This is a genomic window from Couchioplanes caeruleus, assembly GCF_023499255.1.
GTDB lineage: Bacteria > Actinomycetota > Actinomycetes > Mycobacteriales > Micromonosporaceae > Actinoplanes > Actinoplanes caeruleus_A.
In genome coordinates this window covers 8,141,283-8,167,230 of record NZ_CP092183.1, presented here as the reverse complement: position 1 = coordinate 8,167,230, position 25,948 = coordinate 8,141,283, and the positions used below count along the sequence as shown (strand labels likewise).

The window sequence follows — 25,948 nt, the reverse complement described above, 5'->3', positions numbered from 1 at the left end:
CGCGGTGGCGTGCTGTACTGAGGGCAAGTGGAGCCGAGGAAGAGACAACAACGGCACCCGGCGGCAACCGGGTGCCGTTGTCGCCTTCCCGGACCGCCCGGAGTGACGTACGAGCGAGGCGGGGATTCTTCCCTGCGCCAACGGTGGCTCGCCTTTCCTCTCCTCGCTTCCGCGCTGGAAGCAGGAAGGGGTGATCGCATGCGCCTCTACTACCGTGGGCCCGACGCGATGGTGACCAGTGAGCACTTCGTGCATCGCACGCCGAGCGCGACGAGGGCCTTTCAGGTGCGTGACCTCCGTAATGTCTGCATCACGCAGGCCGAAAACTCCAGGCTGCCCGTCGCGTACGCCGCCGGCGCGGCGGTCCTCCTGATCGCGGCGACATGGTCGCTCGGAACGGTCTCGCTGGTGTACGGCATCGCATTCCTCGGCGCCTCGGGATTCGCGGCCGCCGCCGTGGCGATGTACCGGCGCGGCCGACCCCGGGCGTGGGTGCTCGAGGGGGTGTACCGCGGCGAGGCCGTTCAGCTCTACAAGGCGTTCGACGGCCGCGTGTTCAACCAGGTCAGCCGCGCACTGCGCCGGGCGATCGAGGACGCGCGCCCGCCGTCGTCCTGGGATGACTCGGCCGCCGCCTGAGCTGCGTGTACGCAATCTGCGATATGGCATGTTGAGGTATGGCGATCAGCTTGCTCGCCTGGTGTACTGATTACAGGTAGAAGGGGGAAGACGAGAGAGGTGAAGCACCGGCACCCGGCGGCAACCGGGTGCCGTCGTCTCTCTCGGCACACCCTTCTCGGGCAGGGCGGGAAGAGCGGCGGCCGCGGCTGCGACTTTCCTTCCCCGCGAAGCGAATGGAAGGAGTGGCTCCATGCGCACCTATTACCGAGGCCCCGACGCACTGCTCACCGACGACCACTTCATCTGGCGCACCCCGAGCTCCACCCGGATGTTCGCCGTCCGGGAGCTCCGCGACGTCACTCTCGTACGGGGAGAGCCGACCGGCTCGAGCGTCGCCGGCCTGGCGGCGACGGCAGCCGGGCTCGTCACTCTGACGGTGGCAAGTTGGAGCATCGCCGGACCCGCCGTCGGCTACACGGCGGCCGCCGTTGCGATCCTCATCGCCTCGATAGTGGTAGCCGCGAGGGGCAGCCGGTCGGCTCGGCGGTGGAGTCTGCAGGGTACGTACCGGGGCGTGCCGGTGCTTCTCTACTCGTCGCCCGATCCACGGGTGTTCAACCAGGTCACGAGGGCTTTGCGACGGGCCATCGAGGACACCGGCCCGACGCAGCCGGCACGGGGCCTGGCAGTCGTCTGATGATCACTGCGAGTCCGTAGCGCTTCACTTGTCTCTTTTCGATGAACCTTGCGCAGCGGCTCGTTCGTTCTGATATGACGATGAGTAGAGTGGCGCGCGACCTCGCTTGCTGCGTACTGGCAGACAGCGAGGTCGCAGCCTCGCTCCAGCCGTCGCTCTCCATCGGAACTCCCGCGCGACACTCCATCGAACTCTGAAGGACCTATGACTGAGGCCGTCACGCCCACCGTCGCGCGTAGACGCGTGCGCTTGGCTTTGCGTGAGGCACGCGAGGCCAAAGGGCTGACCCAGCAGCAGGTCGCCGACGAGATGGAGTGGTCCCTCAGCAAGGTCATCCGGATCGAGAACGGCGATGTGACGATCGCCCCCAACGATCTGCGCCCGCTGCTCGGCTATTACGGCATCAAAGATCGCGACAGCGTGAGTGACCTGCTCACCGCGGCGAAGGTCGCGCGCATGCGCCAGCGGCAGGCCTGGTACCAGGCGCAGGAGTACCGCGACCAGCTCTCGGACGCGACCCGCCGCCTGATCGAGTACGAGGCCGAAGCGGTGGCGATCCGCGCCTACTCGATCTATTACCTCCCCGGCTTCCTCCAGATCCCGCAGTACGCGGAGGCGCTGACCGGGAAGTTCCGGGAGGACATCGGCGACGACCGGGTCAAAGTACTGCTGCGGGCCCGGGAACGGCGCCGCCAGACCCTCATGGCCAGGCTGGACGACGTACAGGTCTATGTGCTTCTGGAGCAGTCGGTCTTCATGCGGCCGATCGGTGGGCCCACCGTCTTCGCCGGCCAGCTGAAGGAGATGCAGACGCTGGCCACGCAGGACCACATTCACCTGCGGATGCTGCCGTTCGACCTGGACTACCCGATCCCCAACAACGGGAGCTACGACCTCGTCGCGCTGAGCGAGAACAGAGCCGACAGCGAGGTCCTCTACCGCGAGAACGCCATGACCGACGAGATCGTCGAGGACAAGGCGGTCACCACGCGGCACCGCTCCCGCTTCGAACAGCTTTGGAATCTGTCGACCAACGAAGCCGACACGATCGACTTCGTCGACACCCGTATCAAGGAACTGGAGACAAAATCACCAACCCGCTGATGAGTCGTTGATGATGTGACTGGTGTGCCAATGGTGGCACGCATGAATCGGAGAGACCGTGGCCATGACCGAGACGCCCGAGTGGCGTAAGAGCACGTATTGCAGCAACGGCACCTGTATTGAGGTGACGCGCGTTGCCGACGAGTACCTCATCCGCGATTCCAAAAGCCCGGCTGTCGCGCCGCTGCGCTTCACTCCGGATGAGTGGGATGCTTTCGTACGGGGAGTCAACGAGGGTCAGTTCACCTTCGAATGATGTGATGGCCGTCCGGGCTTCCTCGACGAATGTTCGCTGTTCGAGGATCCCGGCGGCCATTTCACTATTCGAGGGTCGGTGCACCGTCCGGCTCTGATCCACAGCTGTGCTCGATTGTGCCGTGCGGGAAAGCGGTGTGCCCGGATGCGTCCGGGCGAGGTCGCTGACCTGCGTGCCCGGAGGTCGTGGTCCATGCGTCACGTGCTCGCGAGTTTCACCGGATCCCGTTGTGCCCGGCGGTCACGGACGCCTCGTCCGGCTGCTTGTTCCGGCAATCGCAATTCGTTGACGTGGCCGCCGCCTTAGTCGTAGGAATATCGAGTGTCCCGGGTATTGATTGTGTCGGCAATGCTGGCGGCCGGCAGCGGCGCCCGGTATTCTCGATGTCAATGGTGAACCTCGGCGAAACCGGTATACAAGATTTCGCGCCGAGCGGTTCCATGTGAGTCGCCGGTGGCGTAGCAGTATGACACCTTGAGCATGTCACCCACATTCATCGTGCAGGACAACCATATCCGGAGCACGGCGGGATGGCAGTGAGGCGAAACCGACACGATCGGATTCGCGAGTCGGGCGGAGGGAAGCGGACACCTTGCGTCCTGGTTATCAGTTCATTCAACGTGCGTACGGCCGATGAGGTCGTGCGTACTCGCGAGAATTGCAGATCATTATGAACAGCAGTGCTCCGACCCTGTGGCGCAGAAGCAGCAGGTGCGCCGATTGCTCGTGTGTCGAGGTGGCCCGGATCGACGGCGTCGTCCTGGTCCGTGATTCCAAGCAGCCCGGAGTTCCGGCGCTTGCGTTCACGGAGCAGGAGTGGATGGACTTCGTCGCGGGCGTGATGGCGGGCGAGTTCTAGTTCCGGCATCGCACCGTCCTGCGCATGGGAGATGCGAACCGTGCGCAGGGCGGTCATAACCTCCCGGGCTCCCGGCCTCCTGGTCACGTCGGTCCATCGATCCGGCTGTCCCGTGCGGACGTCGCCTACCGTGGGACATGTACCCGCTACGGAGGAGCGAAGATGATCGAGTTTCCGAAGCTGGAGTGGCGCAGGAGCAGTCGGTGCGCCAACGGATCCTGTGTCGAGGTGGCCGAGAGCGAGGGTCAGTACTTCGTGCGGGACTCAAAGGCCCCGGACCTGCCGTCGCTCCGTTTCACCGCAGCGGAATGGGCCGCTTTCATCGACGCCGTCAAGCAGGGCGAATTCGACTGATCGCGCAACGATCTCGGGCAAGTCCGTAACCGACGATGTACCTCTGCGCTTCGCAAGGTGGCCTCCGGCCTTCTACTCCCGTCGCCCGCGGGAGCGCGGTAATCGGGCCTCCGGAGTACTCATCAGCCGCTTCGCGCACGAAAGAGATGCCAATCCATGCGTGAAGTGGTCAAACCAGGCTGATGAATTGGTCGATAAGCCGCATATCCCGTGTTCAGTGCGGTTCACTCACCGGCGCCCTTCTGCCGCATCCCGTCGATGTCGCCTACCGTGGAGCCGTCAACCGTCACGGAGGAGCACCACATGGCTAAGTCGACGGAACAGCCGGTCTGGCGCCGAAGTCGGCGCTGCGCCAACGGCACCTGTGTGGAGGTCGCCAGGGTGGGCGACGACTACCTGATCCGGGACTCGAAGAACCCGGAGGGCACGCCGCTCCGCTTCTCGGCCGACGAGTGGACCACCTTCGTCGACGCCATCCGCGGCGGGGAGTTCGACCTGGGCTGAGGCAGACGCTTCGACAACGTCGTCGACCGGGCTGGGCAGGCCATCACGCGGCCGAGCCGAGATGCGGACCGACCTCTACGCGGGCCGTACCCGGCCATGGCCGCACCCGGCGCCGGCTCCTGCGCGAGGGGATAGCCGCGGCCCTGTTCGGTTTGCGTCGGCTCCCGCGCTGCGGCGCGTGGACGACCCGGTCCTAGCCGGGGTCGCGGACGGTCACCGGCGAGCCGACAGCCTCCGGCGGCGTGGGGTCCGGGTCCGGCAGGGGCCGGATCGCTCCGGCGATCGTGGTGGCCACGGCCAGCACCATCGCCACCGCCGTCAGGGCCTTCAGGACCGTGATGTGGTCGCCGAGGAAGCCGATCAGGGGCGGGCCGCCGAGGAACGCGCAGTAGCCGATCGAGGCCACCACGCTGACCCGGGGTGCCGCGCGGGACGGGTCGTCCGCTGCGGCGCTCATGCCGACCGGGAAGCCGAGGGAGGCGCCGAGCCCCCAGAGGAGGGCGCCTCCGAAGGCTGTGGCCGTGTTCGGGCCGAAGATGAAGATGAGCAGGCCGGTGAGGCTGAGGACGGCCAGGACCCGGAGCACCGCGACGCGGCCGTAGCGGTCGAGCAGCGGCGGGCCGAACCAGCGGCCCACGGTCATCGCCGTCATGAAGAGGGCGAAGGCGAGGGTGCCCGTCGTCGCGGCCGTGCCGTAGTCGTCGATCATGGCGACGCTGATCCAGTCGATGCCCGCGCCTTCCGCGAAGGCGAAGGCCAGGACGAAGAGGCCGATGAGCAGCGTACGGGGCTCCCGCCAGGCGGTGAGGCCCGTTCCGCCGGTGGACGGCTGGGCGGGGGAGCCGTGCGGGGCTGCCGCCGGTGCGGGGGCCGGGGTGTCGACGTCGTCCGGGATGAACGTGCGTACCGATGCGATCACGGCCACCGCGACCAGCAGGGCCGCCCCGATCAGGTGAGCCGTCACCGAGATGTGCAGGGCGACCGCCGCCGCGCCCACCGCGGCGCCCGCGACCGTGCCCACGCTGTAGCCCGCGTGGAAGCGGGGCATGATCGCCTTGCCGAGCCGGCGTTCCACCACCGCACCCTGGACGTTCATGGCGACGTCCCAGGCGCCGTTGGCGAAGCCGAAGAGGAAGAGGCCGACGACCACGGGCGGGATGCCGTACGGATATCCCAGCGCGACCGTCGTCACCGCCACGCCGAGGAGCGCCGCCATGGCGACCACCGTGCGACGGGAACCGAACCGGGCGACGATCTGGCCGGCCAGGACCAGCGAGATGATCGAGCCGGTGGCGATGGCGAGCAGCACCATGCCGAGGCGGGACGGGGTGAGGCCGAGCCCGTCGCGTACCTGGGGGATGCGGGTGGCCCATGAGGCCATGGCGACGCCGGCGCCGATGAAGGCGATGTAGACGGCGCGGGCCGCCGCCGTCGCGGACGCGGGGTGGGTGGTGGTGGTCATGATCCTGCTTCCGCGGGTACGAGGCGGCTGATGATGTCCCGGGTCTCGGCGCGGGTGGCGCCCCGGGTGGTGGCGAGGACCTTGTGCATGACCAGGCCTTCGATGAGGGCGTCGACGCCGCGGGCGGTGGTCGGGTCGATGAAGCGTTCGAGGACCGCGCGGCTCGTGTGCATCCAGGACTCCGTGACCTCGCGCAGCGCCGGGTCGCGCAGCGCCGCCAGGTACAGCTCGTACGCCACGGCCCAGTCGTGCGGATCGGCGTCCGCGTCGCTGTGGATCAGGTTCGTGACGGCTTCGACGAAGTCATCGCGGGTGCGTACGGTGTCGAAGGCCGCCTCGTAGGCGCGGGACATGCGTTCCGCGTGCCGCCGGAAGGCCTGCGCGAGCAGGTCGTCCAGGCCGTTGAAGTGATAGGTCAACGACCCCAGCGGTACGTCCGCGGCGGCCGCGATCCGCCGGTGGGTGGTGTGGGCGATGCCGCACTCGGCGATGATCTCGACGGTGACGTCGATGATCCGCGAGCGCCGGTCCGGGTCGTGCCGCCGCACCGGGCGCGACGGGGCGGTCAAGGCCGGGCCTTTCGAAAGCTTGCGGGCGGGCACCGGGGCGGTCACGGCTCGACCTCGCGGATGATGCGGGCCGGGTTGCCGACCGCCACGACGTTCGCAGGGAGGTCGCGGGTTACGACGGCGCCCGCGCCGACCACCGTGTTGTCGCCGATGGTGACGCCGGGCAGCACGATGGCGCCGCCGCCCAGCCAGACGTTGTCGCCGATGGTGATCGGAAGGGCGGCCTCCCACTTCTGCCGGCGGGGACCGGCCGCGACCGGGTGGGTCGGCGTGAGCAGCTGCACGTTCGGGCCGATCTGGACGTCGTCGCCGATCGTGATGCGGGCGACGTCGAGGCACATCAGGCCGAAGTTGGCGAAGGTGCGGGCGCCGATGAAGGTCTGGTAGCCGTAGTCGCAGCTGAAGGGCGGCCGGATCTCGCTGTCCTCGCCGTACGCGCCGAGGAGCTCGGTGAACAGGGCGCGGAGCGTCGGGCGGTCGGTGGGATCCATCGTGTTGATGCGGTGCCGCAGGGAGGTGGCCCGTTCCATGTCGCGGAACAGCTCCGGGTCATCGGCGATGTAGAGCTCTCCCGCGAGCATCCGCTCACGCATGCTGGGGCCGGTCATGCGTACGAGCGTACATATCTAGTGTACGGATGTACACAGCGCTGATCGTTAGACTCGCGCACGTGGTGGCGGAGTGGGACGTGGCCGTGGTCGGCGGCGGTCCGGGAGGCCTGGCGGCGGCCCATGCGGCGGCGTCGGCCGGGGCCCGGACGATCGTGCTGGAACGCGCGGAGCACCCGCGCTACAAGACCTGCGGGGGCGGGCTGATCGGCACGTCCCTCGGGCTCGCCGGACCGCGGCTGACCGTGCCGGCCCGCGACACGATCACCGCGATCACCTTCACCGACCGGGGGCGGCACGGCGTCACCCGCCGGTCGCCGCGCCCGCTGCTGACGATGGTCCGGCGCGACGACTTCGACTTCGCCTGGTACAAGGCGGCGGTGGCGGCCGGGACGCACGTACGCCAGAACGCCCAGGTCCGGGCCATCGACCAGGACGAGGCGTCGGCCACTGTGGTGCTGGCCGGCGGGGAGGTCGTCCGGGCCCGTACGGTCATCGGCGCCGACGGCTCCGCGGCGATCAGCTCCCGGCACGTCGGGGTCACGTTCGACCAGCAGGACCTGGGGCTGGAGGTCGAGGTGGCCGCCACGGCCGCGGACCGGGCGGCGTACCGCGGGCGTGTCGTGCTCGACTGGGGTCCGGTGCCGGGCTCGTACGGGTGGGTCTTCCCGAAGGACGACGAGCTCACGGTGGGCGTCATCATGGCGAAGGGCAGAGGCGCCGAGACCAAGCAGTACCTGTCGCAGTTCCTTGCGCAGCTCGGCCTCCAGGACCGCCGGGTCGTCCGCGACTCCGGGCATCTGACCCGGTGCCGCAGCGCGGGCTCGCCGGTGCGCCGGGGCCGCGTCATCGTCGTCGGCGACGCCGCCGGTCTGCTCGAGCCGTGGACCCGGGAGGGCATCAGCTTCGCGCTGCGCTCGGGGACGTGGGCGGGGGAGGTGGCCGCCCGCGCGGATGCCCCGGACGGGCTGGCCGAGTACGACGCGCTGGTCGAGCGGCATCTGGCGCCGGAGATGGCGGCGGGTCGGCGGCTGCTGCGGGTGTTCGAGCAGCATCAGCGGCTCATGCACACGGCGATGCGGACGCCGATCGGATGGCGCGCGTTCGAGAAGTTCTGCCGCGGCGAGCTGTCGATGGCCGACGTGGTGCACCGCCCGGCCATCCGGATCGCCGCGGGGCTGCTCGGCGGCTGAACCGAAGAGGCGGCTGGGCTCAGGAGGCGGTGGGGGTCAGGTGATCTCTGGCGTCGTACCGGACGAATTTGGGCAGGGCGAGGGCCAGGGCGGCCGTACCGATGATGCAGAGCACGCCGCCCACCCAGATCGAGCCCGGGACGCCCAGCCGGCCGCGGGCCATCAGGCCCGACCGGAGCTGGCCCAGCAGCGGGCCGGTCGTGTACGACAGCATCTCGATGCCGGCGAGCCGGCCCCGCAGGTGGTCCGGGATGGTCTGGCTCCAGATCACCATGCGGAAGATGCCGGAGATCATGTCCGCGGCACCCGCGAAGGCCAGGCAGAAGAGCGTCAGCCAGAGCATGTCCGACAGTCCGGCACCGACGATGCCGACGCCCCACAGCGCGGCGGCGATGATCACCATGAGGCCGTGCCGGTGTACGCGGCCGGTCCAGCCGGAGGCGAGCGTGGCCAGCAGGGCGCCGGCGGCCGGGGCCGCGTAGAGCAGGCCGAGGACGCGCGGACCGCCTAGCTGGGTGGCCAGGAACGGGTACAGCGCCTGCGGCATGCCGAAGAACATGGCGTTGATGTCGACGAGGTACGTGCCGAGCAGCTCCTGGCGGCTGCGGGCGTACCGCAGGCCGGTGGCCACCGAACGCAGGGACGGCCGGTCCGCGTCGGGCGGCGGCGGAACCGCCTTCACGAGCGTCAGACAGGTCACCGAGAACGCGAAGGTGGCGAGGTCGAACGCGTACACCAGGGTGAGGTCGACCGACGCGATCAGGACGCCCGCCAGGGCCGGGCCGCCGAGCTGGGCCACCTGCATGCCGAGCCCGCGCAGCGCCATCGTGGCCGGCAGCTCCTCCCGCCGGACCAGGCGGGGGACCATCGCCTCCAGGGCCGGCCGCTGGATGCCGTCGACCGTGGCGGTCAGGGCCGCCACCAGGAACAGCAGCCACAGGTGCGGCCGGTCGCCGAGGGCGTTGAGCAGCAGGACGGCGCAGAGCCCGGCGAGGGCGAGCTCGCCGCCGCGGACCAGCAGGCGACGGTCCAGGAAGTCGGCGAGTGCGCCGCCCACGAAGGCCATCACCAGCAGGGGTACGAGCTCACAGACGCCGAGCAGCCCCACCATCAGCGGATCGTCGGTGAGCCGGGCGACCTGGTAGGGGATCGTGACGTACGTGATGAACGACCCGATGCCCGACACCGAGCCGCCGAAGAACACGAGGCGGAAGTCGCGGGAGGTGCGCAGCGGGGTGAGGTCGAGCCCCAGCCGCCGCCGGGGCCGGTCGGTCACGTCCCGCATCCTGCCCGCGGCGTCCGGCGCGGGCGAGCCTATTTCAGAACCATGCGCCCGGTGGACTCGAAGGCGGCGAGATCGGCCAGCGTCTCGTCGATGACCATCGACTTGGGGCCGGGCAGCGCCTCCAGCGGGAAGAACCCGGCGTCGACCGATTCCTCGGTCACCTTCTGCAGCTCACCCTCCCAGGTGTGGATCCGGAAGGACATGAGGATCTGCTGGTACGTGTGACCCCACTCGTTGGTGTACGTGTACGCGCTGTAGAACGCGAACGGCGTCAGCGAGGTGGCCCGCAGCCCGGTCTCCTCCCACACCTCCCGGATCGCGCACTCCTCCATGCTCTCGCCGAGCTCCATGGCGCCCGCCGGGATCGCCCAGCGGCGGTTGTCGGAGCGCTGGATCAGCAGCAGGCGCCCCTGCTCGTCGAGGATGACCCCGCGCGCCCCCACGAACAGCAGGGTGTCGGTGTCGCCGACGCTGGTGCGTACCCGGCCCAGATAAGACTCAGCCCACGTCAATGCCACAGGACCACCCTAGTCAGGAGGCCTTCTTCGCCGCTTTCTTGGCGGGTGTGGTCTTCTTCGCGGCGGTGGTCTTCTTGGCGGCTGCCTTCTTCGCTGGAGCCGCCTTCTTGATGGGGGTGGCCTCCGCGGCCTCCCCGCGGGCGGCCTTGGCCCGCTCGACCGACGCCTTCAGCGCCGCCATCAGGTCCACCGCGGCAGCCGGTGCCTCCTCGGCCTCCTCCGGGGCGACGACCTCGCGGCCCTCGACCTTGGCGTCGATGACCTCCTGCAGCGCGGCCCGGTAGTTGTCGGTGAACTCCTCGGGCTTGAAGCTGCCGGCCATCGAGTCGATCAGGGAGCTCGCCATCGCCAGCTCGGCCGGCCGGGTCTCGATGTCGTCGTCGAGGAAGCCGAAGTCGGGGGTGCGTACCTCGTCGGGCCAGAGCATGGTGTTGAGGACCAGCACGTCGTCGTGGACGCGCAGGGTCGCGAGCTGCTCCCGCTGGCGCAGCGCGATCTTGACGATCGCCACCCGGTCGGCCTCGGTCAGGGCGTCGCGGAGCAGCACGTACGGCTTCGCCGCCTGGCCCTCGGGCTCGAGGTAGTACGACTTCGCGAACAGCAGCGGGTCGATCTGCTCGGCCGGTACGAACTGCAGCACGTCGATCGCCCGGGACGTGGTGAGCGGGAGCTCGGCGAAGTCCTCGTCGGTCAGGATGACCATCTCGCCGCCGCCGATGTCGTACCCCTTGGCGATGTCGTCGTAGCTGACCACCTCGCCGTCGATCGAGCAGGTCCGCTGGTACTTGATCCGGCCGCCGTCGGTGCGGTGCACCTGGTGGAACCGGATGTCCTTCTCCTCGGTGGCCGAGTAGAGCTTGACGGCGATCGACACCAGGCCGAACGAGACCGCGCCCTTCCAGATCGCTCGCATACTCGCCTCCTACCCCCGTGAGCTGCGCCTCGATCAAGGATGGCATTAGTGAGACGCCTGCGTAAGGTGTTCGCTCGTGCCTAAGGTGATCAGGTGCCGGGCGCGCCCCTGTCTCCCATGCTCGCGACCGCGGGGCCACTGCCGGCCGGCGCGGGGTGGAGCTACGAGTTCAAGTGGGACGGCGTCCGCGTGCTGGCCTCCTTCGCCGCCGGCGGGCCGCCGCAGCTGTGGGCCCGTTCCGGCGCGTCCGTGACCCCGGCCTATCCCGAGCTCACGGCGCTCGCGCTGCCGCCCGACACGGTGCTTGACGGCGAGATGGTGGTGCTCGACGCGGCGGGGCGGCCCTCGTTCACCTCGCTCGCCGAGCGCATGCACGTCCGGGACACCGGGAAGGCTGCCCGGCTGGCCGTGACGCTGCCGGCCACGTACATGATCTTCGACCTGCTCCGGTACGACGGCGCCTGGCTGCTGGACCTGCCGTACGAGGAGCGCCGCGCCCGCCTCGAGCGGCTCGACCTGGGCGCGGGGCCGTGGATGGTGCCACCGGCCTTCCCCGACGGCGCGGCGACGGCGGCGGCCGCCCGGGAGAACAGCCTCGAGGGCGTGGTCGCGAAGCGGCTGGGGACGCCGTACCTGCCGGGCGCGCGGTCACCGGACTGGATCAAGGTGAAGTTCGACCGTACCGGCGACTACGTCATCGGCGGGTGGCGCTCCGGGGCGCGCCAGCTCGGCGGGCTGCTGGTGGGCGTACCCGGGCCGGACGGGCGGATGCTGTTCCGGGGCCGGGTCGGCGGCGGGATCGGCGCGGCGGCGGAACGTGAGCTCCTGTCCGTGCTGGAGCCGCTGGCCACCCGCGAGTCGCCGTTCACGCCGGGCGCCGTGCCGCGCGAGGATGCCCGCGGGGCGCACTGGGTAAGCCCCGACCTGGTGGTCGAGGTGCGCTACGGCAACCGTACGCCGGACGGCCGGCTGCGGTTCCCGCGCTTCCTGCGGCTGCGCCCCGACAAGACGCCGGCGGAATGCGTGGAGGACGACGATGGTGGGTGAGCGTTTCGCCGTCCAGATCGAGGGCCGCGACCTCGAGCTGTCGAACCTGGACAAGCTGATGTACCCCGAGGCGGGGTTCACCAAGGGCGAGGTCATCGACTACTACACGCGGATCGCGCCGGTGCTGCTGCCGCATCTGCGGGACCGCGCGCTGACCCGGATCCGCTATCCCAACGGCGTCGACGGCATGCATTTCTTCGAGAAGAACGCGCCGGGCGGAACCCCTTCCTGGGTACGGCTGGAAACGCTGCCCGTACCCGGCTCCACCAAGTCCCGGGAAACCATCGACTTCGTGGTCGTGGACGAGCTGGCGGCGCTCGTCTGGGTGGCGAACCTGGCGTCCCTGGAATTGCACACGCCACAGTGGCGGATCGGCGAGCACCCGGACCTGATGGTCGTGGACCTGGACCCGGGCGCCCCGGCGGGACTGCGGGAATGCTGCGCGGTGGCCATGCTGATGCGCGACCGGCTCGCCGGGGACGGGCTGAGCGCGTACCCGAAGACCTCCGGCAAGAAAGGCATGCAGCTGTGCGTGCCCATCTCCGGCACGCAGGATTCCGAGGTCGTCTCCCGGTACGCCAAGAAGGTCGCGGAGGAGCTTTCCGCGCAGGTTCCGGGCTCCATCACGGCGAAGATGGCGAAAGCGGTCCGGCCCGGCAAGGTGTTCATCGACTGGAGCCAGAACGCCGCGGCCAAGACGACGGTGGCGCCGTACTCGTTGCGGGCGATGGCGGCGCCGACCGCCTCCACGCCCCTGACGTGGGACGAAGTCTCGGCGATGGCGCTCGGCGACGAGGAGGCGCGCCAGTTCGGCGCATCCGAGGTGCTGGAACGGGTGGAGGACCACGGTGACCTGCTCGCCGATCTGCTGGTGACCGGGCCGCCGCTGCCCGTCTCTTGAGGTACCTTGCGACGCAAGGTACCGTGTGCCGCATGGCAGACGTCGCGCAGCTCTCGACAAGTCTGCGGCGCGGGACCCTCGAGTTCTGCGTGCTCGCGATGGTCGAGCACGAGGACCGGTACGGCACCGAGATCGTGCGTCGCTTCGGTGACGAACGCGGCCTCGCCGCCTCCGAGGGCACCATCTACCCGCTGCTGTCCCGGCTGCGCCGCATCGGCTGGCTCGACAGCAAGTGGAGCGAGTCGCCGTCGGGGCCGCCCCGGCGCTACTACGCGCTCACCGACGACGGCCGGTCGGCGCTGGAGCACTTCCGCACGGAATGGGTGTCGTTTCGACAGACCGTCGACCGTCTTGTAGGGACCGGTGGGGCATGAGCAGCGACAGATGCGACGAGGTCGTCGCCGAGTACCTGCGCGAACTGGAGCAACGCCTGGGCGGCCTGCCCGTCCTGCAGCGCCGGGAGCTGCTCGGCGACCTCGAGGCGCACATCGTGAACGAGCGCGCGGAGCGGGGGGTCTCGTCCGAGACCGAGCTGCTCGTCGTGCTCGAGCGGCTGGGCAGCCCGCAGGTCGTGGCGGCCGCGGCGTACGAGGAAGCCGGCCTGCCCGAGCCGACGGTGGAGCTGGCCGGGGCCAGGCGAGGAACGGTCACGGCTGCCGCCTCCGCGCGCTTCACCGGGCGGGCCGAGCGGACCGCCGCCCTGGACAGCGCCGAGGTTCTCGGGGCGGCCGGGCCCGCGCCGCAGCCCTATGCGCCCCCGCCGTTCTCCGCCGCCGTGGTCCCGCCGCCGGACGACCTGCTCCGGCAGCGGCCCGGGCCCTTCCCGCCGGGCGGCGGCCACCTCTTCCCGAGCGGCCCGGGCGGGCGGCCGTGGTCGGACGCGGGACCGCCGCCGTTCGTCGGCGGGCCGCCCTATCCGCCCCCGCCGCCGCGCCGGGAACCGTCGTCCCGCGCCTGGGTGCGGGCCGCCGTCGGAGCCGCGATCGCCTTCGTCGTCGTCGTCGCGTTCGGCTGCCTCGCCGGCGCCTTCCTGCTGCAGGGCAGCAGCGTGGACGAGCCGCCGACGGCCGTGTCCGTGGAGGTGCCGGAGCCGGCCGAGCCGCCCGTACCGCCCGTGCAGCCGGTGCGGCCGACGGAGTAGCCGCGGTCAGTCCACCTGCGGCAGGGGCGGGCCGAGCACGTCGTCGGCGTCGACGATCGTGTACGCGTACCCCTGCTCCGCCAGGAACCGCTGGCGGTGGGCCGCGTACTCGGTGTCGATCGTGTCGCGTGACACCACGGTGTAGAAGTGCGCCTGGCGGCCGTCCGCCTTGGGGCGCAGCACGCGGCCGAGGCGCTGGGCCTCCTCCTGGCGCGAGCCGAACGTGCCGGACACCTGGATCGCCACGGCGGCCTCAGGCAGGTCGATGCTGAAGTTGCCGACCTTCGAGATGACGAGCGTCCGCAGCGCGCCCGCGCGGAACTCGTCGAAGAGCCGCTCGCGCTCCTTGTTGGTGGTGGAACCCTGCACGATCGGGGCGTCGAGGTACTCGCCGAGCTCGTGCAGCTGGTCGATGTACCCGCCGATCACCAGCGTCTGCTCACCCGCGTGCTTGTTCACCAGGGCGCGCACCACGGGCAGCTTGGTGCGAGCCGTGGCCGCCACCCGGTAGCGCTCCTCGGCGTCGGTCACCGCGTACGCCATCCGCTCGGCGTCCGTCAGCGTGACCCGGACCTCGACGCACTCGGCCGGGGCGATCCAGCCCTGGGCCTCGATGTCCTTCCAGGGCGCGTCGTAGCGCTTCGGTCCGATCAGCGAGAAGACGTCGCCCTCGCGGCCGTCCTCGCGCACCAGCGTCGCGGTCAGGCCGAGGCGGCGGCGGGCCTGCAGGTCGGCCGTGAAGCGGAAGATCGGCGCCGGCAGCAGGTGCACCTCGTCGTAGATGACCAGGCCCCAGTCGCGGGCGCCGAACAGGTCGAGGTGGGTGAACGCGCCGCCCTTGCGGGAGGTGAGCACCTGGTACGTGGCGATGGTGACCGGGCGGATCTCCTTGCGCTCGCCCGAGTACTCGCCGATCTCCTCCTCGGTCAGCGACGTGCGGGCGATCAGTTCCCGCTTCCACTGCCGGCCCGCGACCGTGTTGGTGACCAGGATCAGCGTGGTCGCCTTCGCGGTGGCCATCGCGGCCGCGCCGACCAGCGTCTTGCCGGCGCCGCAGGGCAGCACCACCACGCCCGAGCCGCCCGCCCAGAAACCGTCCACCGCCTCCTGCTGGTACGACCGCAGCGTCCACCCGTCCTCGGCCAGAGCGATCTCGTGCGCCTCGCCGTCCACGTACCCGGCGAGGTCCTCGGCGGGCCAGCCGAGCTTCAGCAGCGCCTGCTTGAGCCGGCCCCGCTCGGACGGGTGCACCACGATCGTCTCGTCGTCGATGCGGGCGCCCAGCATGCCGGCCAGCTTCTTGCTCTTCGCCACCTCGACCAGCACGATCCTGTCCAGCCCGCGCAGGACGAGCCCGTGCGTCGGGTCGTTGGCCAGCTGGAGGCGGCCGTACCGGTCCATGGTCTCCGCCACGTCGACCAGCAGCGCGTGCGGCACCGGATAGCGGGAGAACTTGATCAGGGCGTCGACCACACCCTCGGCGTCGTGGCCGGCGGCACGCGCGTTCCACAGCCCGAGCGGCGTCAACCGGTAGGTGTGCACGTGCTCGGGCGAGCGCTCCAGCTCGGCGAACGGAGCGATCGCCATCCGGCACGCCTGGGCATCGGGGTGGTCGACCTCCAGCAACAGGGTCTTGTCGGACTGCACGATCAGGGGTCCGCCGCTGCTCACCAAGAAGCCCTTCCACGAACGAGAGGAGACCCTCCAGTCTGACACGGCCGCGCGCGTACCGGCCGGGCTTGATCCCGTGTGCAACGCTTCGGCGGAACCTTGACGGATCGCGCGCGGCTAACGGGGGCGCGCGGTCCCGCCGGTCAGTCCTCCAGAACCGCCGCGGTCACCCGGTGCAGCGCGAACGTGTGCAACGTCTCGGTCCGCTCGTCCTCGGCGCGCAGGTACCCGGCGCTGAGCGAGACCGGGCGGACCAGCCTCGACAGCGTCGCGCCGTGCGTGTCCACGTAGCCGACCCACACCCGGGCCTTGTCCCGGACGGCCTGCTGAAGCACCGCCATGGCCTGCGAATGCGCCTGCACCGAGGTCAGGCCGGGCACGCTCTGGCCGTTGGCGGCGCGCACGCTGACCGGCGCGCGGCGGGCCGCGCGGGTGGCGATGTCGCCGCGGCGGATCTGCTCCACCACGCCGGCCAGTCGCGGCCCGGCCAGGATCGGCGGCCCGGCCGGCTCGGCGAGACGGACCGAGACGGGGGTACGGCTGGCAGCCCGGCGAACCTTCGGCCGGGTCAGCACGGCGGCCCCGGCGGCGTCCTCCGCGACCGGCGCGAACCCGGCGTCCCGGAGCGCGCCGAGCAGCCGGGGCAGCTGCAACGGGCTGACCAGCACGGTCGGTGCCAGCCGGCGCAGCGCGAGGGTGGCCAGGCGCTTGTCCGCCAGCACCTCCGCGACCAGCGCCTCGTCGTCGCTGCGTACGTACGAACCGGCCGAGCCCGCGCGCAGACCGCCGTGCTTTCGCGCCGCGTCGTCGATCAGATAGGTCAGCGCCTGCGGCACCGGCGTACGCGACCGGCGGCGGAACAGGGTGTGCAGGTCGGTGGCGGCGTACCCGACGTCGAGGGCGCGCCGGACGCTCGCGGCGGTCACCCGGTGCACGCTCGCGCCGCCCGCCGACTCGAGCTCCGCGACGACCTCCAGCTCCGCCGCCAGCTCGGGCTCGGGCGGTCCGGGCACCACCACCGACAGGTCGGCCTGCACGAGCACGTGGTCGACCGGGGCGGGCAGGAGGCCGTCGAGGGCCCGTACGGCGTCCGAGGTGCCGGGCGCCCGCTCGCCCCCGGGGCCGGCGCCCAGCGGATCGTCGTCGTCGTTGTCGTCGCCGGCGTGCAGCAGCCGTCCGTACGACGTCAGCGCGCCCAGCCCGGTCAGGCCCAGCGCGGCGGCCCCGGCCAGCGCGTCCCGATGCGCCGCCTCGCGTCCGCGGGCCCTTCTGGGCGCCTGCCAGGCCAGGAGGGCGAGCACGTCGTCGGGCTTCGGGGCGGTGCCCGCCGGCAGGTCGGCCAGGGCGGTCAGGACCTCCCGCCGCGCCTGCGGTGCCCCGGCGCGCTCGGCGTCCGGGGCGAGCACGGTGATGGGCCGGTCGCGGTCGTCGCGCTGACCGACCAGGCCGGGCTGGCGGGACATCGCCAGCCACGCGTTCGCCAGGGCCTCCCAGCGCCGGGCGGTGCTCAACGCGCGCCACAGGTCGTACGAGCCGGTGGGCAGGAAGATCTCGTCGGCGGCGCCGGTGGCCCGGCTGGTCGTCACCCCGCGGCCGGTGCCCGCCACGTCCGCCTCGCCCATGAGGCCCGCCGCGTGGACGACCTCGAGCAGCAGAGCCGCCGTGGACTCGTCCAGGCCGGCCGCGCGGGCGAGGCGCTTGTGGTCGCGTACGCCCAGGCCCCCGGCCTTCAGCACCCCGGCCGGCTCGGCCGACAGCGCCTCGAGCAGCGCCTCGGCGCTGCGGACCGCCTCCATGACCTGGCCGGCGCCCGCCGAGTCGACCGACTTCGGGTCCCGCACCGTGCCCTCCGGCACCGGCGGGAACGGGCGCAGCCCACCCAGCGGGCCGCTCTCGCGGCGCAGCAGCAGCCCGACCTCGCGGGGCAGCTCCACCAGCTCACCGTCGGCTCGGGGCGCCCGCCCGGCCTCGGACACCGGGACCAGGATGTGGTTGTCGATGAGCCAGCGCACCGGCTCCGCCACGCCGCTGGCCGAGCTCAGCGCCCCGACCGGCGGCCCCGCGGCGAGCCGGTCGAGGACCGCCCGGGCGCCCGCGGGCGCGGCGAGCACCGTACGCCGCAGCTTGGCCCGATCGGCGCAGAGCGCGGCGGCCTGCGGGTCAAGGTAGTCGGCGGGCCGCCCGAGGCCGGCCGGATAGGGCGACGTCACCTCGTCGACCGCGCCGACCACGTGCATCGCGTCCTCGGGACCGTGCAGCAGGAAGCGCGCCCGCAGCCGCCCCACCGCGACCCGCACGTCGTCGTCCTCGGCGGCTCCCGAGGTCAGCGCCAGGATCTGCGCGAGCGACGTCGCCGCCGTCTCCTCGGAGCGGCTGAGCCGGGCCGCGTCCAGGACGGCGAGCGTGAACTCGTCCAGCACGTCCAGGCAGCGGGCCACCGAGCCGCGGGACTGGGCGCGGACCGCCAGGGCGGAGATGTCGGACGGTACGGGCACGACGAGATCCGGGCGCAACTGGATGAGCGCGCCCAGGGCGTCGTCGGACAGGGACCGGAGCTGGTCGGCGAATGCGGTGGCCATCGTCTTCAAAGCTAGCCGCCATGGGACGATTGGCGCAGGGTCCGGAGTGTGGCCGGGCCGACGTCGACCAAGGGGAGTGAGCTGTGGGGGCTGACAACAAGATGCCGGGTACGGCCGTCGAGCAGGGCGTGGCCACGCAGAAGCCGGGCCGGGAGTCCTCGATCAAGGAGGGCCACCTCAGCGTCTCCGAGATCGTGAGCGACCGCCCGGCCGCCCCGTCGCCGTTCGGTGACGACCAGAGCTTCCCGCTGCCGGTGGACCAGCTGACGTACACCCCCACCACCACCCCGTGAGCGGGGCGGTCGGCTTCGATCTGGACATGACCCTGATCGACTCCCGGCCGGGGATCAGGGCGGCGTACCGGGCACTGACCGCGGAGACCGGGGTGCACGTGGACGCCGACCTCGCGGTCAGCCGGCTGGGGCCGCCGCTGCGTACGGAGATCCGGGAGTGGTTCCCCGAGGCGGACGTCGAGGAGGCGGTCGCCACCTACCGCGCCCTGTACCCGATCCACGCCATCGCGCCGACCGTGGCCATGCCGGGGGCGGTCGCGGCGCTGGACGCCGTACGCGAAGCGGGTCTGCGGGTCGTGGTCGTGACCTCGAAGCTGGGCAGCCTGGCCGCCCTGCACCTCGAGCACCTGGGCCTGGCCTACGACGAGCTCGCCGGCGACCTGTTCGCCGAGGGCAAGGCCGCGGCGCTCGCCGAGCACGGCGTGCGCTGGTACGTCGGCGACCACGTGGGTGACATGGTCGCCGCCGCCACGGCCGGTGTCCCGGGCATCGGGGTGGCGACGGGCCCGTGCACGGCGGAGGAGCTGGCCGCCGCGGGCGCGACGCACGTGCTCGACGACCTGACGGTGTTCCCGGCTCTGCTCACCCGGATTACGGTTGGGACCTGACGCGCCGCCTCGATAACCTTGCCGTGAGCAATCAAGCCCATTGAGTGAGTTGAGGTCAGCGGTGCCCACGGGTCGAGTGAAGTGGTACGACGCGGCGAAGGGTTTCGGCTTCGTCACCAGCGACGAGGGCGGGGACGTGTTCCTGCCCAAGGGCGCCCTGCCGTCCGGGGTCGCCGACCTGCGGGCGGGCCAGCGGGTCGAGTTCGGCGTGGTGGACAGCCGGAAGGGCGCGCAGGCGCTCGGCGTGAAGGTGCTGGACGCCCCGCCGTCGGTGGCGGAGCTGCGCCGGCGGCCCGCCGACGAGCTGCACGGCATGGTCGAAGACATGATCAAGGTGCTGGAGGCGAAGGTTCAGCCGGACCTGCGCCGAGGGCGCTATCCCGACAAGCGGACCTCGCAGAAGATCGCGCAGCTGGTGCATGCGGTGGCGCGGGAACTCGAAGTCTGACGCCTTCTGAAAAGGGCCGCGCGAATGCGCGGCCCTTTTTTCATGTGATGAGGCTCGGTATGGCCGGCGTCAGTCCCGCCGCGGCCGCCCGGCTCAGCAGCGCGTCGGCCGCTGCGAGCCCTTCCTTGCCGAGATCGAGCGTGAACTCGTTGACGTACAGCCGGATGTGCCGGTCGACGACCTCCGGCTCCATCTCCTGGGCGTTGGCCAGCACGAAGTCGCGGCTCGCGTCCGGGTCGGCCCAGGCCATGCTCACCGAGGTCCGGATCCACTCGGCGGCCTCGTGCGGGTCCACGACACCCTTGCGCGCCAGGATCGCGCCGAGCGGGATCGGCAGGCCGGTGTCGGACTCCCACCACTCGCCGAGGTCCACGAGGGCGGTCAGCCCGTACCGCGGGTAGGTGAAGCGGGCCTCGTGGATGACCAGGCCGGCGTCGTAGCGGCCCTCGGCCACCCCCGGCATGATCTCGTGGAAGGGGACCACCTCGATCCTCGCCGGGGCGTTGCCCTGCGACCAGAGGCGGAACAGCAGGTATGCCGTCGTGCGGTCGCCGGGCACTGCCACGGTCGCGCCGGTGAGGTCTCCGTCGTGGCCCTCGCGGGTCAGCACGAGCGGGCCGCAGCCCCGGCCCAGCGCGCCGCCGCAGGGCAGCAGCTCGTAGTCGTCCAGCAGCCACGGCAGCGCCGCGTAGCTGACCTTGACGAGGTCGAACTCGCCGCGCTCGGCGGCGGTGTTCGTCACGTCCACGTCCGCGAAGGTCAGGTCGACCGTCGCCGCGCCGGGAATGCGCCCGTGCACGAGGGCGTGGAAGACGAACGTGTCGTTGGGGCAGGGCGAAACCGCCAGAGAAAGCGCCACGTCCCTCACCGTAGCCACCGCGGGGGCCGGATCCGCGGATCGCCGGGTGTCTGCATTGCCACACGTCGCGTGCCCCACACCCGCCGCTCCACCGGACTATCCACAGGGTTGTCCACAAGCCCGCGCGGCGGCGGTGAGGGCGGCGAACGCGTCGCCCAGCCGCCAGGCGGACCGGTCCCGCGGCCCGACCGGATTGGAGACCGTGCGTACCTCGAGGAAGGGCACGCCGGCAGCCCGCGCGGCACAGGCGACGCCGTGCCCCTCCATGGCCTCGGCGACGGCGTCCGGGAACCGCTCACGGAGGGCGTCGGCGGTCGCGGCTGTGCCGGTGACCGTGGCGAGGGTGAGCACGTCACCGACGACCGCTTCCGGCAGCGCCGCGGCCAGCGCCTTCAGCAGGGTGGCGTCCGCGTCGACGATGCTGCTGCCGAAGCCGAGCTCCTCGACCGGCAGGAAGCCGTCCGGGCTCTCGGCGCCCAGATCGGCGGCGATGCTGCGGGCGCCGAGAACGGTCGCGCCGACCTGCGCCCGGCCGGCGAAGCCGCCCGCGATGCCCGCGCTGAGGACGGCGCTGTACGGCTTCCCCGCAGCCTCGGCGAGGGCGAGCAGACGGGCGGTGCCGGCGGCCGCGGCAGCCGGTCCGACACCGACCGCCGCGACGCGGACGTCGCCGGGCGCGCCGGCCCGCCACGCCTCGGCCTCGGGCTCGACCGCGGTGATGACGAGCAGCGTCACGAGTCCGCCTCGTCGCCGCGCGGGCTGCCGTCCGGGGTGGACGAGGTCGGGCGGTAGATGTGGAAGCCGGGCGGGGCGAGGTCGTCGTTCACCGGCGGGGGCATCGGCGGCCCGGGCGTCGGCGGCGTGGGCAGCGGCCGCTCGGCAGCCGAGGGCTCGGCGGCCCGGGCCGGCGGCGGTTCGGGCGCCGCGTCGTTCTTCGCCGACGAGCGCGAGAAGAGGCGCCGCCTGCCGCCACGCTCCCGCGCCGGCGGGGCCGCGATGTCCGGCTTGGCGTGAGGAGCGGCCGGCGGCGGGGTCGTTGCCGAGCGGGGGGTGGGCGTCGCCGAGCGTGGCGGGGGTGGCGCCCCGACGGGTGCGGGCGAGGTCGGGATCGAGGCGGTGACAGGCTCCTCCCCGGCGCCCGGCTCTGCCGCAGCTCCCGGCTCTGCCGCAGCCCCCGGTTCTTCCGCGGCGACGTCGGGGCGGCCGTGCAGGCGCTCCTTGCGCAGCCGGCCCGCAACGATCGTGCCCCGTACGGCCGCCACCACCGCGAAGGCCGCGGCCACGGCGATGCCCACGCGGCCGTCCAGCGGGATGATGCCCACGCCGCCGCCGACCACCCAGGCGATCATCAGCACCGTCTCGGAGTGCGCGAACGCGCTGGCCCGCAGGCGTTCGGGGACCCGCTCCTGGATGCTCGCGTCGACCGCGAGCTTCGAGATGCCGCTGAAGATCGAGGCGACCAGCGACAGCAGCGCCACCATCGGCAGCGTGAAGAAGATCGTCGACAGCACGGCCACGCCGGCGGTGATGGTCAGGCCGCTGGACTGCAGCGCGGCGGGCCGGCGGATCCGCAGCCGGGTGCCGACCGCGGTGGCCAGGAACGTGCCGACCGCGAGTGCGCCACCGACCACGGCCACCGCGCCCTGGCTGCCGACGTCGCGTCCGAAGAGGTCGGTGCCGAGCCCTCCGGCCTTCACCGCGAAGGCGAGGTAGAGCAGGAGGAAGCCGTACAGGCAGCGGAAGCTGGCACTGCCGATCAGCGTGTTGATGACCAGGCTGCCGGACAGCGGGCGGTCCGGGCCACGGCGCAGGCGCAGCATCGCGCGGAACGGCCGGGGCACCGCCTCCGGCGGGTCGGAGTCGGCCCGGGGTGGCAGGCGCAGCGAGATGACCATCCCGACCACGAAGATGACCGAGGAGACGCGCAGCGGCCACTGCGGACCGAACTTGAAGGCGAGCAGGCCGATGGGGGCCACCACCGCGCCGGCGAAGGTGCCGTACACGCTGGCCCGGGCGCCGACCTGGGAGAGGCCCACTCCCTCGGGGAGCAGCCGGGGCACGGCGGCGGAGCGGGCCACACCGTACGCCCGGGAGAGCGCGAGCACGCCGAACGCGGCCGGATAGAGGCCCCAGCCCAGCAGGTTGTCCGAGATGACGTACGCCAGGAACGCCCGGCCCAGCATCGTCACGGCGAGCGCGTACCGCCGGCCGTGCCGGAAGTGGTCGAGCAACGGGCCGACCACCGGGGCCAGCAGCGCGAACGGCACCATCGTGATGAGCAGGTAGAGCGCGACCTTGCTGCGGGCCTCGCCCAGCGGCACGTTGAAGAAGATGGTGCCGGCCAGGCCGATGGCGATCAGCGTGTCGCCCGCGCAGGACAGGGCGTGCAGGTCGAAGAGGCGGATCATGCCCACCTCGTTGGCCGCGCCGCGGGCCCGGGCGTCACCCACCCGCCGGGTCGCCCAGGCGCTGCCGCGCATGCCACCGCGCACCAGCATCCGCAGGGCCTTGATACCGGTGCCGGCGGTGCGTCCGAGGGTGGGAAGCAGCGGCATCGCCCCATCCTGTCGCATCGGGGCGAGCCCTCCAACGTCCGGATGTGGGGGAGTCGTTGCCACCGGACTCCATGCGTGGGGAAGAATGGGTCCGTGACCACCAGGACCGCGGGCCGTGCCGCCCGACTCGACCAGGTCTGCGCCGATGCGGTCGGGGTGGCGCGGGGCGCCATCACCGAGGTTGATCCGGCGGACATCGGCGAGCACCTCGAGGCCGTGGCCGAGGGCGACCGGGTCGTGACGCATTTCTTCGACAGCAAGCTGGCCGGCTACAAGGGCTGGCGGTGGGCCGTCACCGTGACCCGGGTGCCGCGCTCCCGGCACGTCACCGTCTGCGAGACCGTGCTGCTGCCCGGCCCGGACGCGCTGATGGCCCCCGGCTGGCTGCCGTGGAACGAGCGGGTCCAGCCGGGCGACCTGGGCGTCGGCGACCTCATGCCCACCGCGCCGGACGACGAGCGGCTCGCACCGGGCTACGTGCTCAGCGACGACGCCGCGGTCGAGGAGGTCTCCTGGGAGCTGGGCCTCGGCCGGCCCCGGGTGATGTCCCGCGAGGGCCGCCTCGACACCGCCCAGCGCTGGTACGACGGCGACTCCGGCCCCGAGGCACCGATCTCGACGGCTGCCCCGCGCAACGCCCGGTGCGGCACCTGCGGCTTCTACCTTCCGCTCGCCGGCTCGCTGCGCGGGATGTTCGGCGTCTGCGGCAACCTCTACGCCCCGGACGACGCCCGCGCGGTCAGCGCCGACCACGGCTGCGGCGCGCACTCGGAGGCACTGCTCGGCTCGGCGGAGCAGCCGGTCGAGGAACTGCCCACGGTGTACGACGACAGCGAGGTCGAGGCGGTCGCGGTGAGCCGGGCCCCGGGTTCGGTCGAGGGCAGCGAGCCCGCCGAGGACTACGGCCACAGCTGACGGCCGGACCGGCGCGGGCCTCAGCCGGCGTCGGTGACCTTGTAGTCCGGGTGGGTGAGCGCACGGCGCCGGCGCCGGTGGGCGTCGTGCCGCAGCATCGTGATCAGGCCCGGGATGCCGACCAGCAGTCCGGCGACGGCGGTCCGCAGCCAGCCCGAAGGGCCGTGGACCAGCAGCAGCACCACGGCGGCGACGGCGAACGCGGCCATGCCGCCCACGGCGAACGGCACCATCGGCGGGTCGAGCGGCTCGGGGCGTGGCTTCGTCCCGGTCACCGCGTCGAGGCCGGGCACGTGCGGCTCCGGCGCGGGGCGGGGGCCCGGCGCGGCGGCGGGCGATGCGGGGGACAGGTCGGCCACGTCCCTGAGGGTACGTCGGCGGTGATCGCCCGTGGGGTTCCGTGACGGTTGTAACAGTACTGATCTTTTACCGAGGTCAGCGGTCTGATTCGATGCGCGTAACAGTTGCCGCTTGCTCCACGTGGAAGGGCACCGATGTCCACTACCTCCGCCGACGAGGGACTCGCCTCGTCCGGGCGTACCCCCCGAAACGGTTTTGACCGGTTCTTCGAGATCTCGGCCCGCGGCTCGACCGTCGGGCGCGAGGTGCGCGGCGGCCTCGCCACGTTCTTCACGATGGCCTACATCGTCGTGCTCAACCCGCTGATCCTCGCCGCCGGCGTGGACAAGGTCGGCGGGAAGCTGCCCGTCGCCGCGCTGGCCGCCGGCACCGCCCTGGTCGCCGGCGTGATGACGATTCTCATGGGCGTCGTGGCGCGGTTCCCGCTGGCGCTCGCCGCCGGGCTGGGCGTGAACGCGCTGGTCGCGTACGAGATCGCGCCCGAGATGACCTGGGCCGACGCGATGGGCCTGGTCTTCCTGGAGGGCGTGATCATCGCCGTCCTGGTGCTGACCGGGCTGCGTACGGCCGTCTTCCGGGCCGTGCCCACGCAGTTGAAGACCGCCATCGGCGTCGGCATCGGCCTGTTCCTGATGATCATCGGCCTGGTCGACGCCGGGTTCGTCCGCCGCATCCCGGACGCGTCGGGCACCACCGTGCCGGTCGAGCTGGGCATCGGCGGCAAGCTGACGAGCTGGCCGCTGCTGGTCTTCTGCATCGGCCTGCTGTTCACGCTGGTGCTCTTCGTCCGCAAGGTGAAGGGCGCCATCCTGCTCGGCATCCTCGGCACGACCGTGCTGGCGATCGTCGTCGAGGCGATCGGCAACATCGGGCCGTCGTTCGTGGACGGCAAGCCGAACCCGTCCGGCTGGTCGCTGAACGTGCCGACGCTGCCGGACAAGATCGTCGACACCCCGGACCTGTCGCTGCTCGGCCACTTCAACGTGCTGGACTCGTGGGGCCGGGCCGGCTGGCTCGTCGTCATCATGTTCATCTTCACGCTGCTGATCACCGACTTCTTCGACACCATGGGCACGATGGTGGCGGTCGGCCAGGAGGGTGGGCTGCTGGACGCGGAGGGCATGCCGCCGCGGACCCGGGAGATCCTGCTCGTCGACTCCGTGGCGGCGGCGGCCGGCGGCGCGGCCAGCGTCTCCAGCAACACGTCGTTCATCGAGAGCGCCTCGGGTGTGGCCGAGGGGGCGCGTACGGGCGCCGCGAACCTCGTCACCGGCGTGCTGTTCCTGCTCGCCACGTTCCTCGCGCCGCTGGTCACCGTGGTGCCGTTCGAGGCTGCGTCGACGGCGCTGGTGGTGGTCGGCTTCCTGATGATGATGGCGGTCAGGCAGATCGACTGGACCGACTACGAGATCGCGATCCCGGCGTTCCTCACGATCACGCTGATGCCGTTCACGTACTCGATCTCCAACGGCATCGGCGCGGGCGTGGTCTCGTACGTGCTGCTCAAGGTCGCCGTCGGCAAGGGCCGTCAGGTGCACCCGCTGCTGTACGGCGTGGCCGTGCTGTTCGTCCTGTACTTCCTGCGCGGTCCGCTGGAGTCCGTGCTGCTCTGACGAGGGCGGTGGTCA

At 71.7% G+C, this 25,948-nt stretch carries 29 protein-coding genes; 17 read left to right on the top strand and 12 right to left on the bottom strand.

Annotation, left to right across the window (positions count from 1 at the left end; genetic code table 11):
- The first annotated feature begins 198 nt into the window (after positions 1 to 198).
- The 7 genes from COUCH_RS37580 (at position 199) to COUCH_RS37550 (ending at position 4,395) form a co-directional block, all read left to right on the top strand.
- Positions 199 to 639, top strand: coding sequence for a DUF6232 family protein (locus tag COUCH_RS37580; RefSeq protein WP_249609879.1), 441 nt, complete (start codon positions 199 to 201; stop codon positions 637 to 639).
- Positions 640 to 871: 232 nt separating this feature from the next.
- Complete coding sequence (locus COUCH_RS37575) at positions 872 to 1,318, top strand: DUF6232 family protein (protein ID WP_249609878.1); 447 nt, start codon at positions 872 to 874, stop codon at positions 1,316 to 1,318.
- A gap of 204 nt (positions 1,319 to 1,522) precedes the next feature.
- Complete coding sequence (locus COUCH_RS37570; protein WP_249609877.1) at positions 1,523 to 2,422, top strand: helix-turn-helix domain-containing protein; 900 nt, start codon at positions 1,523 to 1,525, stop codon at positions 2,420 to 2,422.
- 64 nt (positions 2,423 to 2,486) lie between these two features.
- Complete coding sequence (locus COUCH_RS37565; protein WP_249613935.1) at positions 2,487 to 2,678, top strand: DUF397 domain-containing protein; 192 nt, start codon at positions 2,487 to 2,489, stop codon at positions 2,676 to 2,678.
- 670 nt (positions 2,679 to 3,348) lie between these two features.
- Positions 3,349 to 3,537 (top strand): DUF397 domain-containing protein, encoded by a 189-nt coding sequence (locus COUCH_RS37560; RefSeq protein ID WP_249609876.1) that lies wholly within the window; start codon positions 3,349 to 3,351, stop codon positions 3,535 to 3,537.
- A 162-nt stretch (positions 3,538 to 3,699) separates the two neighbouring features.
- Positions 3,700 to 3,891, top strand: coding sequence for a DUF397 domain-containing protein (locus tag COUCH_RS37555; protein WP_249609875.1), 192 nt, complete (start codon positions 3,700 to 3,702; stop codon positions 3,889 to 3,891).
- A gap of 303 nt (positions 3,892 to 4,194) precedes the next feature.
- On the top strand, positions 4,195 to 4,395 hold the full coding sequence (locus COUCH_RS37550; RefSeq protein ID WP_249609874.1) for a DUF397 domain-containing protein: 201 nt from the start codon (positions 4,195 to 4,197) through the stop codon (positions 4,393 to 4,395).
- A gap of 193 nt (positions 4,396 to 4,588) precedes the next feature.
- On the opposite strand, the gene COUCH_RS37545 is transcribed toward COUCH_RS37550, so the two are convergent.
- From COUCH_RS37545 to COUCH_RS37535, 3 genes are read right to left on the bottom strand one after another with little or no spacing between them, the layout of a single operon-like run.
- Positions 4,589 to 5,857 (bottom strand): MFS transporter, encoded by a 1,269-nt coding sequence (locus COUCH_RS37545; protein WP_249609873.1) that lies wholly within the window; start codon positions 5,855 to 5,857, stop codon positions 4,589 to 4,591.
- A complete protein-coding gene (locus COUCH_RS37540; protein ID WP_249609872.1) occupies positions 5,854 to 6,426 on the bottom strand; it encodes a TetR/AcrR family transcriptional regulator in 573 nt (190 codons plus the stop codon). Before COUCH_RS37540 ends, COUCH_RS37545 begins: the two co-directional genes overlap by 4 nt.
- A gap of 41 nt (positions 6,427 to 6,467) precedes the next feature.
- A complete protein-coding gene (locus COUCH_RS37535) occupies positions 6,468 to 7,034 on the bottom strand; it encodes a sugar O-acetyltransferase (protein WP_249609871.1) in 567 nt (188 codons plus the stop codon).
- A gap of 29 nt (positions 7,035 to 7,063) precedes the next feature.
- Here COUCH_RS37535 and COUCH_RS37530 point away from each other — a divergent pair, with 29 nt between their 5' ends.
- On the top strand, positions 7,064 to 8,227 hold the full coding sequence (locus COUCH_RS37530; RefSeq protein WP_249609870.1) for a geranylgeranyl reductase family protein: 1,164 nt from the start codon (positions 7,064 to 7,066) through the stop codon (positions 8,225 to 8,227).
- A 19-nt stretch (positions 8,228 to 8,246) separates the two neighbouring features.
- Here COUCH_RS37530 and COUCH_RS37525 read toward each other — a convergent pair whose 3' ends face one another.
- The 3 genes from COUCH_RS37525 to COUCH_RS37515 are packed head-to-tail and all read right to left on the bottom strand — an operon-like array spanning position 8,247 to position 10,943.
- Entirely contained in the window at positions 8,247 to 9,503 is a 1,257-nt protein-coding gene (locus COUCH_RS37525; protein ID WP_430640858.1) for an MFS transporter, read from the bottom strand.
- Between the two features lie 38 nt (positions 9,504 to 9,541).
- Positions 9,542 to 10,030: an NUDIX domain-containing protein gene (locus tag COUCH_RS37520; protein WP_249609868.1), complete on the bottom strand. Its 489-nt coding sequence runs from the start codon at positions 10,028 to 10,030 to the stop codon at positions 9,542 to 9,544.
- 13 nt (positions 10,031 to 10,043) lie between these two features.
- Positions 10,044 to 10,943, bottom strand: a complete 900-nt coding sequence (locus COUCH_RS37515) for a Ku protein (RefSeq protein WP_249609867.1) — start codon at positions 10,941 to 10,943, stop codon at positions 10,044 to 10,046.
- A gap of 93 nt (positions 10,944 to 11,036) precedes the next feature.
- On the opposite strand from COUCH_RS37515, the gene ligD (COUCH_RS37510) reads away from it, so the two are divergent.
- Genes ligD (COUCH_RS37510) through COUCH_RS37495 form a run of 4 tightly spaced genes read left to right on the top strand, consistent with a single transcriptional unit; the run spans position 11,037 to position 14,032 of the window.
- Positions 11,037 to 11,990, top strand: coding sequence for a non-homologous end-joining DNA ligase (gene ligD / locus COUCH_RS37510; protein ID WP_249609866.1), 954 nt, complete (start codon positions 11,037 to 11,039; stop codon positions 11,988 to 11,990).
- Complete coding sequence (gene ligD, locus COUCH_RS37505; protein WP_249609865.1) at positions 11,980 to 12,891, top strand: non-homologous end-joining DNA ligase; 912 nt, start codon at positions 11,980 to 11,982, stop codon at positions 12,889 to 12,891. The genes ligD (COUCH_RS37510) and ligD (COUCH_RS37505) overlap by 11 nt, the downstream gene beginning before the upstream one ends.
- Before the next feature lie 32 nt (positions 12,892 to 12,923).
- Positions 12,924 to 13,265 (top strand): PadR family transcriptional regulator, encoded by a 342-nt coding sequence (locus tag COUCH_RS37500; RefSeq protein ID WP_199517008.1) that lies wholly within the window; start codon positions 12,924 to 12,926, stop codon positions 13,263 to 13,265.
- Positions 13,262 to 14,032 (top strand): HAAS signaling domain-containing protein, encoded by a 771-nt coding sequence (locus COUCH_RS37495; protein ID WP_249609864.1) that lies wholly within the window; start codon positions 13,262 to 13,264, stop codon positions 14,030 to 14,032. The genes COUCH_RS37500 and COUCH_RS37495 overlap by 4 nt, the downstream gene beginning before the upstream one ends.
- Before the next feature lie 6 nt (positions 14,033 to 14,038).
- Here the strand turns inward: COUCH_RS37495 and COUCH_RS37490 are convergent, their stop codons facing one another.
- Together COUCH_RS37490 and COUCH_RS37485 are read right to left on the bottom strand one after the other, a co-directional pair.
- On the bottom strand, positions 14,039 to 15,703 hold the full coding sequence (locus tag COUCH_RS37490; RefSeq protein ID WP_249609863.1) for a DNA repair helicase XPB: 1,665 nt from the start codon (positions 15,701 to 15,703) through the stop codon (positions 14,039 to 14,041).
- 143 nt (positions 15,704 to 15,846) lie between these two features.
- Entirely contained in the window at positions 15,847 to 18,282 is a 2,436-nt protein-coding gene (locus COUCH_RS37485; RefSeq protein WP_249609862.1) for a helicase-associated domain-containing protein, read from the bottom strand.
- A gap of 83 nt (positions 18,283 to 18,365) precedes the next feature.
- On the opposite strand from COUCH_RS37485, the gene COUCH_RS37480 reads away from it, so the two are divergent.
- The 3 genes from COUCH_RS37480 (at position 18,366) to COUCH_RS37470 (ending at position 19,631) form a co-directional block, all read left to right on the top strand.
- Entirely contained in the window at positions 18,366 to 18,575 is a 210-nt protein-coding gene (locus tag COUCH_RS37480; RefSeq protein WP_249609861.1) for a hypothetical protein, read from the top strand.
- Positions 18,572 to 19,183 carry an HAD family hydrolase gene (locus tag COUCH_RS37475; protein WP_275980045.1) on the top strand — a complete coding sequence of 204 codons (612 nt, stop codon included), beginning with the start codon at positions 18,572 to 18,574 and terminating at the stop codon, positions 19,181 to 19,183. Before COUCH_RS37480 ends, COUCH_RS37475 begins: the two co-directional genes overlap by 4 nt.
- Positions 19,184 to 19,244: 61 nt before the next feature.
- Positions 19,245 to 19,631 carry a cold-shock protein gene (locus COUCH_RS37470; protein WP_106127127.1) on the top strand — a complete coding sequence of 129 codons (387 nt, stop codon included), beginning with the start codon at positions 19,245 to 19,247 and terminating at the stop codon, positions 19,629 to 19,631.
- 40 nt (positions 19,632 to 19,671) lie between these two features.
- On the opposite strand, the gene COUCH_RS37465 is transcribed toward COUCH_RS37470, so the two are convergent.
- The 3 genes from COUCH_RS37465 to COUCH_RS37455 all read right to left on the bottom strand — a co-directional run bounded on the left by COUCH_RS37465 (position 19,672) and on the right by COUCH_RS37455 (position 23,045).
- Positions 19,672 to 20,490: a 1,4-dihydroxy-6-naphthoate synthase gene (locus tag COUCH_RS37465; protein ID WP_249609859.1), complete on the bottom strand. Its 819-nt coding sequence runs from the start codon at positions 20,488 to 20,490 to the stop codon at positions 19,672 to 19,674.
- Between the two features lie 96 nt (positions 20,491 to 20,586).
- Positions 20,587 to 21,225, bottom strand: coding sequence for a futalosine hydrolase (locus tag COUCH_RS37460; protein WP_249609858.1), 639 nt, complete (start codon positions 21,223 to 21,225; stop codon positions 20,587 to 20,589).
- Positions 21,222 to 23,045, bottom strand: coding sequence for an MFS transporter (locus COUCH_RS37455; RefSeq protein ID WP_249609857.1), 1,824 nt, complete (start codon positions 23,043 to 23,045; stop codon positions 21,222 to 21,224). The genes COUCH_RS37460 and COUCH_RS37455 overlap by 4 nt, the downstream gene beginning before the upstream one ends.
- A 42-nt stretch (positions 23,046 to 23,087) precedes the next feature.
- On the opposite strand from COUCH_RS37455, the gene COUCH_RS37450 reads away from it, so the two are divergent.
- Complete coding sequence (locus COUCH_RS37450) at positions 23,088 to 23,960, top strand: DUF3027 domain-containing protein (RefSeq protein WP_430640857.1); 873 nt, start codon at positions 23,088 to 23,090, stop codon at positions 23,958 to 23,960.
- Between the two features lie 20 nt (positions 23,961 to 23,980).
- On the opposite strand, the gene COUCH_RS37445 is transcribed toward COUCH_RS37450, so the two are convergent.
- Positions 23,981 to 24,193: a DUF2530 domain-containing protein gene (locus COUCH_RS37445; protein ID WP_249613934.1), complete on the bottom strand. Its 213-nt coding sequence runs from the start codon at positions 24,191 to 24,193 to the stop codon at positions 23,981 to 23,983.
- Between the two features lie 261 nt (positions 24,194 to 24,454).
- Between COUCH_RS37445 and COUCH_RS37440 the strand changes: the two genes are divergently transcribed.
- A complete protein-coding gene (locus COUCH_RS37440) occupies positions 24,455 to 25,933 on the top strand; it encodes an NCS2 family permease (protein ID WP_249609855.1) in 1,479 nt (492 codons plus the stop codon).
- Positions 25,934 to 25,948: the final 15 nt, after the last annotated feature.